This is a genomic window from Pseudomonas sp. LJDD11 (assembly GCF_024584215.1).
Taxonomy (GTDB): Bacteria; Pseudomonadota; Gammaproteobacteria; order Pseudomonadales; family Pseudomonadaceae; genus Aquipseudomonas.
This window is the reverse complement of record NZ_JANJFL010000029.1, coordinates 31597-42302: the sequence shown is the minus strand read 5'-3', so window position 1 is coordinate 42302 and position 10706 is coordinate 31597. Positions and strand designations below refer to the sequence as shown.

The following is a 10706-nucleotide window of genomic DNA, read 5'->3' as shown; positions in this document are numbered from 1 at the left end:
AGGCCAAGGCGGCAAGGACTGGGCTCCTGCCGGACTGACGGGCACCCTGAGGTTGCTGGGTAACCAAAAACCGCCACCTCGGGTGCCTTTTTTTGTGGGTGTATGCCAGCCAGAAATCAGTTGTGCAAGGTTTCTGCTGCGTACAGGGTGTTTTCCAGCAGGCAGGCGCGAGTCATCGGGCCAACGCCGCCCGGTACTGGCGTGATCCAGCCGGCGCGGGGCAGGGCGGTCTCGTAGACCACGTCGCCGACCAGTCGACCGTCGGCCTGCCGGTTGATACCGACGTCAATCACGATCGCGCCGGGCTTGATCCACTCACCTTTCACCAGGCCAGGCTTGCCGGCGGCGACGACCACCAGGTCGGCACGGCCTACATGAGCGGCCAGGTCCTGGGTGAAGCGGTGAGTCACGGTTACGGTGCAGCCGCCCAGCAGCAGTTCCATGGCCATCGGCCGGCCGACGATATTCGAGGCGCCGACAACCACCGCATCCATACCGTACAGATCGGCGCCGGTGCTCTCCAGCAGGGTCATGATGCCCTTGGGGGTGCAGGGGCGCAGCAGCGGGATGCGCTGAGCGAGGCGACCGATGTTATAGGGATGGAACCCGTCGACGTCCTTGTCCGGACGAATGCGCTCCAGCAGCAAGGAGGCATCCAGATGCGCCGGCAGCGGCAGTTGCAGCAGAATGCCGTCAACCTGGGCGTCTTCATTAAGGCGGTCGATCAGTGCGGTCAGGTCTGCCTGGGACGTGCTGGCCGGCAGGTCATAGGCCTGGGACAGGAAGCCTACTTCTTCACAATCCTTGCGTTTGTGCGAGACATAGACCTGGGAGGCGGGATCGCTGCCGACCAGGATCACCGCGAGGCCCGGGGTGCGCAGGCCTTGCTGGCGGCGTTCGGCGACACGTTGGGCGATCTGCTGGCGCAGGTTCGCGGCGATCGCTTTGCCGTCGATTAGTTTTGCAGTCATGCGGGTGATTAACCATCGAGAAGGATTAAAAAGAGCGCGTATTCTCTCATGACATGGCGTCAGGGCAAAGGCGCTCGCTGCGCCTAATAAGCTAACTCCTTTATCTGCCTGAATTTTTTTTAAAAAAAGTGTTGACGACCTTCGGGGTCGTCTATAAGATTCGCACCACTTGCCGGGCAGAGCCCAGCGCCGAAGACCTCGGTACTGGATAATGCTAGTCAGATTGAACAAGGTTAACGCCCGGTTCGAGATGATCTAAAGCCTGTAATTTGTAATCGTTAAAGATGCAGATTATATAAGTGCCCGTAGCTCAGCTGGATAGAGCATCCGCCTTCTAAGCGGATGGTCGCAGGTTCGAGTCCTGCCGGGTGCGCCATTCAAGGCAGCTTTGGCACAAGTAAATGCAATATGGTGGGCGTAGCTCAGTTGGTAGAGCACAGGATTGTGACTCCTGTTGTCGTGGGTTCGATCCCCATCGTCCACCCCATATTCGAGAGAGGCGCCGGATTTAAAAGTCTGGCGCCTTTGCTTTAAAAGCTGGTTGCGCGGAAGTGGCGAAATTGGTAGACGCACTGGATTTAGGTTCCAGCGCCGCAAGGTGTAAGAGTTCGAGTCTCTTCTTCCGCACCATGAAACAAGCAGGTATTGGCTACATGTCTTTATCCTGTTAAATGAAAAAGCCGCTCTAGAGCGGCTTTTTCTGTTTTGGCAAACTGGTTTTTGGTTTCCCGGACTGATGCCGTCGGTCTGGTGAAACGCAGTATCCGGATGGAATCGGTGCTGCCCGGTCCGGTAGCTCCTCATGGGGGCAGGGCGGGGTAGACGGGTTGCCGGGGAAGCGGCCAGTTGCATCAGTCCTTTCATCGGCGATTCGATAACATCCTCTTAAAACTGCCCTTTTTCAGTAGGGTGACTTCTTGAGTTCGACCCACTAGAATGCATGCCCTTGATTCTAGGGTCGGAAACGCCGGCTAACGTCTGTGCAACGAGGAATATCCATGCAAGTTTCTGTTGAAAACACTTCTGCTCTCGAACGCCGCATGACCATTGGCGTGCCTGCCGAGCGCATCGAGACCGAAGTCAACAAGCGTCTGCAACAGACTGCGCGCAGGGCCAAAATCCCGGGCTTCCGCCCAGGCAAAGTGCCAATGAGCGTGATCCGTCAGCGTTTTGAAGAGGGTGCTCGTCAGGAGGCTCTGGGTGAGCTGATCCAGGCGACCTTCTACGAAGCTGTGGTTGAGCAGAAGCTGAACCCGGCTGGCTCGCCTGCTGTTGAGCCAAAGTCTTTCGAGAAAGGCAAGGATCTGGAATACGTCGCCACTTTCGAAGTTTTCCCTGAATTCACTGTTTCCGGCTTTGAAACCATCGCTGTCGAGCGCCTGTCTGCTGACGTGGCTGATGGCGATCTGGACAACATGCTGGACATCCTGCGCAAGCAGAACGTGCGTTTTGAAGAGGCTGACCGTGCCGCTCAGAACGACGATCAGGTCAACATCGATTTCGTTGGCAAGGTCGACGGCGAAGCGTTCGCTGGCGGCTCCGCCACCGGCACTCAGCTGGTACTGGGCTCCGGTCGCATGATTCCTGGCTTCGAAGACGGCCTGGTCGGTGCCAAGGCCGGTGAAGAGCGCGTTCTGAACGTGACCTTCCCTGAGGACTATCAGAACCTTGAGTTGGCTGGCAAGGCCGCTGAGTTCACTGTGACCGTCAACAGCGTTTCCGAGCCTAAGCTGCCTGAACTGAACGAAGAGTTCTTCAAGCTGTTCGGCATCAAGGAAACCGGTCTGGACGGCTTCCGCACCGAAGTTCGCAAGAACATGGAGCGTGAGCTGCGTCAGGCGATCAAATCCAAGGTCAAGAACCAGGTCATGGACGGTCTGCTGGCTGCCAACCCGATCGAAGTGCCAAAAGCGCTGCTGGAAAACGAAGTCAACCGTCTGCGCGTTCAGGCTGTTCAGCAGTTCGGCGGCAACATCAAGCCTGACCAACTGCCGGCCGAGCTGTTCCAGGAGCAGGCCAAGCGCCGCGTTGAGCTGGGTCTGATCGTTGCTGAAGTGGTCAAGCAGTTCGATCTCAAGCCTGATGAAGATCGCGTTCGCGAGCTGATCCAGGAAATGGCTTCGGCCTACCAGGAGCCAGAGCAGGTCGTGGCCTGGTACCTGAAGAACGAACAGCAGATGAACGAAGTTCGTTCGGTTGTGCTGGAAGAGCAAGTTGTAGATACTGTTTTGCAGAAAGCTAGCGTGACCGACAAATCGGTCTCCTACGAAGAAGCGGTCAAGCCGGTAGAAGCTCCACAAGCCGACTGATTTCGTTGTTTCGTTCGAAAACACTCACAGGCCAGCCTTCGCGCTGGCTTGTGCGTATTCAAGACTCGACTATTTGGGAGTGAGTGCAGGACATGTCCCGCAATTCTTATTTTCAGCACAACTCTGACATCCAGGCTGCTGGCGGCCTGGTCCCGATGGTTATCGAGCAGTCCGCCCGTGGCGAACGCGCGTACGACATCTATTCGCGCCTTCTCAAGGAGCGGGTGATTTTCATGGTGGGTCCGGTAGAAGACTACATGGCCAACCTGATCGCGGCGCAGCTCCTGTTCCTGGAAGCGGAAAACCCGGACAAGGATATCCATCTCTACATCAACTCACCTGGCGGTTCGGTGACAGCAGGCATGTCGATCTACGACACCATGCAGTTCATCAAGCCGGACGTGTCCACCATCTGCATCGGCCAGGCCTGCAGCATGGGTGCGTTCCTGCTCGCAGGTGGTGCCAAGGGCAAGCGGCATTGTCTGCCCAACTCGCGGATGATGATTCACCAGCCACTGGGAGGTTTCCAGGGCCAGGCTTCGGATATCGATATCCATGCCCGTGAAATTCTGCATATCCGTCACCGCCTGAACAGCCTGTTGGCCGAGCATACCGGCCAAAGCCTTGAAACCATTGAACGTGACACAGAGCGCGACAATTTCATGAGTGCGGATCGCGCAGCCGAATACGGCCTGATCGACTCCGTCATCACCAAGCGTGAAATGCCTGCCTGAGTAACCCGGGATGTGGGCGGTCCTGCAACTGACCGCCTGCGGACTTGAAAAAGCCCGCAAGAGCCTTCATCTTGTGTTGCAAGCCTATCGGACTGGATCGATCGAATGACTGACACCCGCAACGGCGAGGACAACGGTAAATTGCTCTATTGCTCCTTCTGCGGCAAAAGCCAGCATGAAGTGCGTAAATTGATTGCCGGCCCCTCGGTCTTTATCTGCGACGAGTGCGTCGACCTGTGCAATGACATCATCCGTGAGGAGGTGCAGGAAGCACAGGCCGAAAGCAGCGCACATAAACTGCCTTCGCCTAAAGAAATCAGCGGCATCCTTGACCAGTACGTCATCGGTCAGGAGCGCGCCAAGAAGGTTCTCGCAGTAGCGGTGTACAACCACTACAAGCGCTTGAACCAACGCGACAAAAAAAATGACGACGTTGAACTGGGCAAGAGCAACATCCTGCTGATCGGGCCTACCGGCTCGGGCAAGACCCTGCTCGCCGAAACCCTGGCTCGCCTGCTCAACGTGCCGTTCACCATCGCCGACGCCACCACCCTGACCGAAGCCGGTTATGTGGGCGAGGACGTGGAGAACATTATTCAGAAGCTGTTGCAGAAATGTGATTACGACGTAGAGAAGGCCCAGATGGGTATTGTCTACATCGACGAAATCGACAAGATTTCGCGCAAATCCGACAACCCTTCCATCACTCGCGACGTGTCCGGCGAAGGTGTTCAGCAGGCTCTGCTGAAGCTGATCGAAGGCACTGTGGCTTCCGTACCGCCACAAGGCGGTCGCAAGCACCCGCAGCAGGAATTCCTGCAGGTTGATACCCGCAATATCCTGTTCATCTGCGGTGGCGCGTTCTCGGGTCTGGAGAAAGTCATCCAGAACCGCTCGACCCGCGGCGGCATCGGCTTCAATGCTGAGGTGCGCAGCAAGGAAGAGGGCAAGAAGGTCGGTGAGTCGCTGCGTGAAGTCGAGCCGGACGATCTGGTCAAGTTTGGCCTGATCCCCGAGTTCGTCGGTCGTTTGCCGGTATTGGCAACACTGGACGAACTGGATGAGCCGGCGCTGATCCAGATTCTGACCGAGCCGAAGAACGCCTTGACCAAGCAGTACGGCAAGCTGTTCGAGATGGAAGGCGTTGACCTGGAGTTCCGTTCCGATGCACTCAAGGCCGTGGCTCGCCGCGCCCTGGAGCGCAAGACCGGTGCTCGTGGCCTGCGCTCGATTCTCGAAGGTGTGCTGCTCGACACCATGTACGAAATCCCGTCGCAAAACGACGTGAGCAAGGTGGTGATCGACGAGAGCGTCATCGAAGGCACCTCCAAGCCGCTGCTGATCTATGAAAACAGCGAGCCTGCCGCCAAAGCTGCACCCGATGCCTGACGCCTGTGCGTGAGTGCTGACAAGGGGTTGTACGAAACGTCGGCGAATGCAGGCAGTTTTCGTGCAAAACCCAAGAAGGGGCCCTTGTGGCCCCTTCTGCATTTTGGGGTTATGCGCCGCCAGCAGTGCGGCGTTCGTCGTTGGTCGGGCAAGCCCTGCCGGATCCGGGAAATAAAATCGTAACTATTTCCTGATCGGGCCGCTAAGGCTTGTATTTTTGCAACGCAGACCCCATCTTGGTTTCAAGCACATTCAATCTGTCCACGGCCAATTGGCCGCTGTAGAGGCGAAATCATGAAAGCCACCATCGAATTGCCTCTTTTGCCATTGCGTGATGTTGTGGTTTATCCGCATATGGTTATCCCGCTGTTCGTGGGGCGCGAGAAGTCTATCGAAGCCCTTGAGGCGGCGATGACCGGTGACAAGCAGATTCTCCTGCTCGCGCAGAGAAACCCGGCTGACGACGATCCGGGCGAAGAAGCCCTCTATGGTGTCGGTACTGTCGCCACTGTCCTGCAACTGCTCAAACTGCCTGATGGTACTGTCAAAGTGCTGGTTGAAGGCGAGCAGCGCGGCAGCGTTGAGCGCTTCATGGAAGTCGACGGTCATTGCCGCGCCGAAGTAGCGCTGATCGATGAAACTGCCGCGCCGGACCGTGAGTCCGAGGTCTTTGTACGCAGCTTGCTCGGCCAGTTCGAGCAATATGTGCAATTGGGTAAAAAAGTCCCTGCCGAAGTCCTGTCCTCGCTCAACAGCATCGAAGAGCCAGGTCGCCTGGTCGATACCATGGCGGCGCATATGGCGCTGAAGATCGAGCAGAAGCAGGAAATCCTCGAAATCATCGACCTGTCTGCACGTGTCGAGCATGTGCTCGCTCTGCTGGATGCTGAAATCGACCTGTTGCAGGTCGAGAAGCGCATTCGTGGCCGGGTCAAGAAACAAATGGAGCGCAGCCAGCGCGAGTACTATCTGAATGAGCAGATGAAGGCCATTCAGAAAGAACTGGGTGATGGTGATGAAGGCCACAACGAGATCGAAGAGCTGAAAAAGCGCATCGACGCGGCTGGTCTGCCTAAAGATGCTCTCACCAAAGCCACCGCCGAGCTGAACAAGCTCAAGCAGATGTCGCCGATGTCCGCTGAAGCGACCGTGGTGCGTTCGTACATCGACTGGCTGGTACAGGTGCCCTGGAAGGCGCAGAGCAAGGTGCGTCTGGACCTGGCCCGTGCCGAAGAGATTCTTGACTCTGATCACTACGGTCTGGAAGAGGTCAAGGAGCGCATCCTTGAGTACCTCGCCGTGCAGAAACGGGTGAAAAAGATCCGTGGTCCGGTGCTGTGTCTGGTCGGCCCGCCGGGTGTCGGCAAGACATCGCTGGCCGAGTCGATTGCCAGTGCGACCAATCGCAAGTTCGTGCGCATGGCCTTGGGTGGCGTGCGTGATGAAGCAGAAATACGCGGTCACCGTCGTACTTACATTGGCTCGATGCCGGGTAGATTGATACAAAAGATGACCAAGGTCGGGGTCCGCAATCCACTGTTCCTGCTCGATGAGATCGACAAGATGGGCAGTGACATGCGTGGCGATCCGGCTTCGGCGCTGCTCGAAGTGCTCGACCCCGAGCAAAACCACAATTTCAACGATCATTATCTAGAGGTTGATTACGACCTTTCGGACGTGATGTTCCTGTGCACCTCCAACTCGATGAATATCCCGCCGGCGCTGCTCGACCGTATGGAAGTCATCCGTTTGCCAGGCTACACCGAAGACGAAAAGATCAACATCTCCGTCAAGTACCTCGCGCCCAAACAGATCCAGGCCAATGGCCTGAAAAAGGCCGAGCTGGAGTTCGACGAGAGCGCCATTCGCGACATCATCCGCTACTACACCCGTGAAGCGGGCGTGCGCGGCCTTGAGCGGCAGATTGCCAAAGTCTGCCGCAAGGTAGTCAAGGAGCACGCCAAGGAGCGTAAATTCGCCATCAAGGTCACCTCGGACAATCTTGAGCATTATCTGGGCGTGCGTAAATTCCGCTACGGACTGGCCGAGCAGCAGGATCAGATCGGTCAGGTGACCGGCCTTGCGTGGACCCAGGTGGGCGGCGAACTGCTGACCATCGAGTCGGCAGTGATTCCGGGTAAAGGCCAGTTGATCAAGACCGGTTCGCTGGGCGACGTAATGGTCGAGTCGATCACCGCCGCACAGACGGTTGTACGTAGCCGTGCCAAGAGCCTGGGGATTGCGTCGGACTTCCATGAGAAGCACGATACGCACATCCACATGCCTGAAGGGGCAACCCCCAAGGATGGCCCGAGCGCCGGTATCGGCATGTGCACCGCGCTGGTGTCGGCCCTGACCCAGATCCCGGTGCGCGCCGATGTGGCGATGACCGGTGAGATCACCCTGCGTGGTCAGGTACTGGCGATTGGCGGTCTGAAGGAAAAGTTACTCGCCGCACATCGTGGCGGGATCAAGACTGTAATCATTCCCGAAGAAAACGTACGCGATTTGAAGGAAATTCCTGACAACATAAAGCAAGACTTGCAGATCAAGCCCGTTAAATGGATTGACGAAGTCCTGCAAATTGCGCTGCAATACGCCCCTGAGCCCTTGCCGGATGTAGCTCCCGACAGGGTGGCGAAGGACGAAAAGCGCGAGTCTGACTCTAAGGAAAGAATTAGCACGCATTAAGTCTGAGTGGGCTTTCTTGACAGCTTTTTGGAGCGCTTGTTATAAAGCGGCTCTTTCAGGCCAGTATTTGAAGACCCTCAGCGCTCGTTTTGCTTAACACCAAAAACTTAGAAACATACTCCATATAGAGATAAGGGGACTTAGAGTGAACAAGTCGGAACTGATTGATGCTATCGCTGCATCTGCTGATATCCCGAAAGCTGCTGCTGGCCGTGCGCTGGACGCAGTGATCGAATCCGTCACTGGCGCTCTGAAGGCTGGCGACTCGGTTGTTCTGGTTGGCTTTGGTACGTTCTCCGTTACTGACCGTCCTGCCCGTGTAGGTCGTAACCCGCAGACTGGCAAGACCCTGGAAATTCCAGCGGCCAAGAAGCCAGTATTCAAAGCCGGCAAGGCCCTGAAAGAAGCTGTCAACTAAGTTTCTTTCAAGCCTTGACGCGCTGGTTCGCGTGCATTCGCGAACCGGTCGCGGAAGGTTCGAGACCTTCCGCTACGCGATTTACGGGAAGGCGCATCCTCGGATGCGCCTTTCTTCTATCCGCTTTCTACCCACGCTCCGCGGTTGGTTCGTGAGTTCAACCGTTCTGGGGGACGCATGCTGCAGAACATCAGGGACAATTCCCAAGGCTGGATTGCCAAAACCATTATCGGGATCATCGTTGCGCTGATGGCCCTGACGGGCATCGAAGCGATGTTCACCTCTTCGAGCAGCAAGCAGAATGCTGCCGAGGTGAATGGCGAAGAGGTGACCCAAAACGAATTGAGTCAAGCGGTCGATATGCAACGTCGCCAGCTGGCTCAGCAATTGGCTCAGCAGTTGGGCAAGGACTTCGATCCTGCGCTGCTGGACGAAAAGCTGCTGCGTGAATCGGCTCTCAAGGGCCTGATCGAGCGCAAACTGCTGTTGCAGGCAGCCGCAGACGACAAGTTCGCCTTTTCCGAAGCCGCCGTTGACCAGCAACTGTTGATGACGCCTGAGTTCCAGGTCGATGGCAAATTCAGTGCCGACCGGTTTGATCAGGTCATTCGTCAATTGGGCTATAGCCGTCTGCAGTTCCGGCAGATGCTGACCCAGGAAATGCTCATCGCTCAGACCCGTGCCGGTATCGCTGGCAGCGCGTTCGTGACCGATGCCCAGGTCGAGGCGTTTGCCCGACTGGAGAAGCAGACCCGTGATTCGGCCACCCTGACCATTGCTGCCAATACTGCTGGCGTTTCGGTAAGCGATGACGAGGTCAAGGCCCACTACGATCAGCACGCCAAGGAGTTCATGAGCCCAGAGCAAGTGGTTCTGGACTATATCGAGCTGAAGAAGTCGGCGTTCTTTGACAAGGTTCAGGTCAAGGATGCAGACCTGCAGGCCGCTTACCAGCAGGAAATTGCCAATCTGACCGAACAGCGTCGGGCTGCGCACATCCTGATCGAAGTCGGCGACAAGGTGAACGATCAGCAGGCCAAGGCCAAACTGGAAGAAATCCAGCAGCGCCTGGCCAAAGGTGAAGACTTTGCCGCCCTGGCCAAAGAGTTCTCTCAGGATCCGGGTTCGTCCACCAAGGGCGGTGATCTGGGTTACGCCGGCAAGGGGGTATACGACCCGGCTTTCGAAGATGCCCTGTACGCGCTGAACAAGGACCAGGTCTCGCAGCCGGTACGCAGCGATTACGGCTGGCACCTGATCAAGCTGCTGGGCGTTGAAGCACCTTCGGTGCCGAGCTTCGCCAGCCTCAAGGACAAGCTGACCGCCGACCTGAAATCGCAACAGGTTGAGCAGAAGTTCGTCGAAGTCACCAAGCAACTGCAGGACGCGGCATTTGAGTCTGCCGATCTGAGCCAGCCGGCTCAGGATCTGGGGCTCAAGGTCCAGACCACCGCGGCGTTCGGGCGTGAAGGTGGTGAAGGTCTGACAGCCAACCGTGCGGTGATCCAGGCAGCGTTCAGTCCGCAAGTGCTGGAAGAGGGTTCCAACAGCAACGTGCTGGAACTTGATCCTGACACCGTGCTGGTGGTGCGCGCCAAGGAGCACCTGCAGCCTCAGCAACTGCCACTGGAACAAGTGGCCGGCGCCATTCGTAACCAGTTGGTCCATGACAAGGCTGCCGCTGCGGCCAAAGCCAAGGGCGAGGCGCTGCTCGCGGGCCTGCGCGATGGCAAGGTTGCGCTGGCTGCGCGCCAGGACGGTATCGAGTGGAAGGTTCTGGAAGCGGTCAGCCGCGGTCAGGACGGTGTCGATCCGGCTGTGTTGCAGACCCTGTTCCGTATGCCCAAGCCTGAAGGCCAGGACAAGTCCGAGTACGCCAGCCTGAGCGCTCGTGACGGCAGCTTCGTGATTGTGCGCCTCAAGGGCGTCAACCAGGCCGCTGCGCCGTCTGACGAGGAAAAGGCCCAGTACCGCCGCTTCCTGGCATCGCGTGCCGGGCAGCAGGATTTCTCGGCCTATCGTGCCGAGCTGGAGCACAAGGCCAAGATCGAGAAGTACTAACGTTAGCTGTGTAGGAGCGGGTTCAGCCGCGAATGGTGCCAAGGCCTTCGCTGCTGAAGCAGCTCCTGCAGGGCAAAAAAAGGGCGGCCCCCAGCGCGGGGGGCTGTATTTTTTGTTTCGGTTAGGGGGGTGT

The 10706-nt window shown here is 57.4% G+C and carries 7 protein-coding genes and 3 tRNA genes; 9 read left to right on the top strand and 1 reads right to left on the bottom strand.

Annotated elements, in window-relative coordinates; genetic code table 11:
• Positions 1–116: 116 nt before the first annotated feature.
• On the bottom strand, positions 117–971 hold the full coding sequence (gene folD, locus NRB16_RS24870; protein WP_045489729.1) for a bifunctional methylenetetrahydrofolate dehydrogenase/methenyltetrahydrofolate cyclohydrolase FolD: 855 nt from the start codon (positions 969–971) through the stop codon (positions 117–119).
• 299 nt (positions 972–1270) lie between these two features.
• Between folD and NRB16_RS24865 the strand changes: the two genes are divergently transcribed.
• The 9 genes from NRB16_RS24865 to NRB16_RS24825 all read left to right on the top strand — a co-directional run bounded on the left by NRB16_RS24865 (position 1271) and on the right by NRB16_RS24825 (position 10573).
• Positions 1271–1347, top strand: a tRNA-Arg gene (locus NRB16_RS24865).
• 35 nt (positions 1348–1382) lie between these two features.
• Positions 1383–1458, top strand: a tRNA-His gene (locus NRB16_RS24860).
• A 58-nt stretch (positions 1459–1516) separates the two neighbouring features.
• Positions 1517–1601, top strand: a tRNA-Leu gene (locus NRB16_RS24855).
• Between the two features lie 368 nt (positions 1602–1969).
• Positions 1970–3280, top strand: coding sequence for a trigger factor (tig, locus tag NRB16_RS24850; protein ID WP_045489732.1), 1311 nt, complete (start codon positions 1970–1972; stop codon positions 3278–3280).
• Between the two features lie 92 nt (positions 3281–3372).
• Entirely contained in the window at positions 3373–4014 is a 642-nt protein-coding gene (gene clpP / locus NRB16_RS24845) for an ATP-dependent Clp endopeptidase proteolytic subunit ClpP (RefSeq protein WP_045489734.1), read from the top strand.
• A gap of 105 nt (positions 4015–4119) precedes the next feature.
• On the top strand, positions 4120–5403 hold the full coding sequence (gene clpX, locus NRB16_RS24840) for an ATP-dependent Clp protease ATP-binding subunit ClpX (protein WP_045489737.1): 1284 nt from the start codon (positions 4120–4122) through the stop codon (positions 5401–5403).
• Between the two features lie 294 nt (positions 5404–5697).
• Entirely contained in the window at positions 5698–8094 is a 2397-nt protein-coding gene (lon, locus tag NRB16_RS24835; protein ID WP_045489739.1) for an endopeptidase La, read from the top strand.
• A gap of 145 nt (positions 8095–8239) precedes the next feature.
• Positions 8240–8512, top strand: coding sequence for an HU family DNA-binding protein (locus tag NRB16_RS24830; RefSeq protein WP_045489741.1), 273 nt, complete (start codon positions 8240–8242; stop codon positions 8510–8512).
• Positions 8513–8689: 177 nt separating this feature from the next.
• Positions 8690–10573, top strand: a complete 1884-nt coding sequence (locus NRB16_RS24825; protein ID WP_257107182.1) for a SurA N-terminal domain-containing protein — start codon at positions 8690–8692, stop codon at positions 10571–10573.
• Positions 10574–10706: the final 133 nt, after the last annotated feature.

Coding starts and splice junctions, on each gene's coding strand:
- folD (WP_045489729.1), bottom strand. CDS start 971: ATGACTGCAAAACTAATCGACGGCAAAGCGATCGCCGCGAACCTGCGC.
- tig (WP_045489732.1), top strand. CDS start 1,970: ATGCAAGTTTCTGTTGAAAACACTTCTGCTCTCGAACGCCGCATGACC.
- clpP (WP_045489734.1), top strand. CDS start 3,373: ATGTCCCGCAATTCTTATTTTCAGCACAACTCTGACATCCAGGCTGCT.
- clpX (WP_045489737.1), top strand. CDS start 4,120: ATGACTGACACCCGCAACGGCGAGGACAACGGTAAATTGCTCTATTGC.
- lon (WP_045489739.1), top strand. CDS start 5,698: ATGAAAGCCACCATCGAATTGCCTCTTTTGCCATTGCGTGATGTTGTG.
- NRB16_RS24825 (WP_257107182.1), top strand. CDS start 8,690: ATGCTGCAGAACATCAGGGACAATTCCCAAGGCTGGATTGCCAAAACC.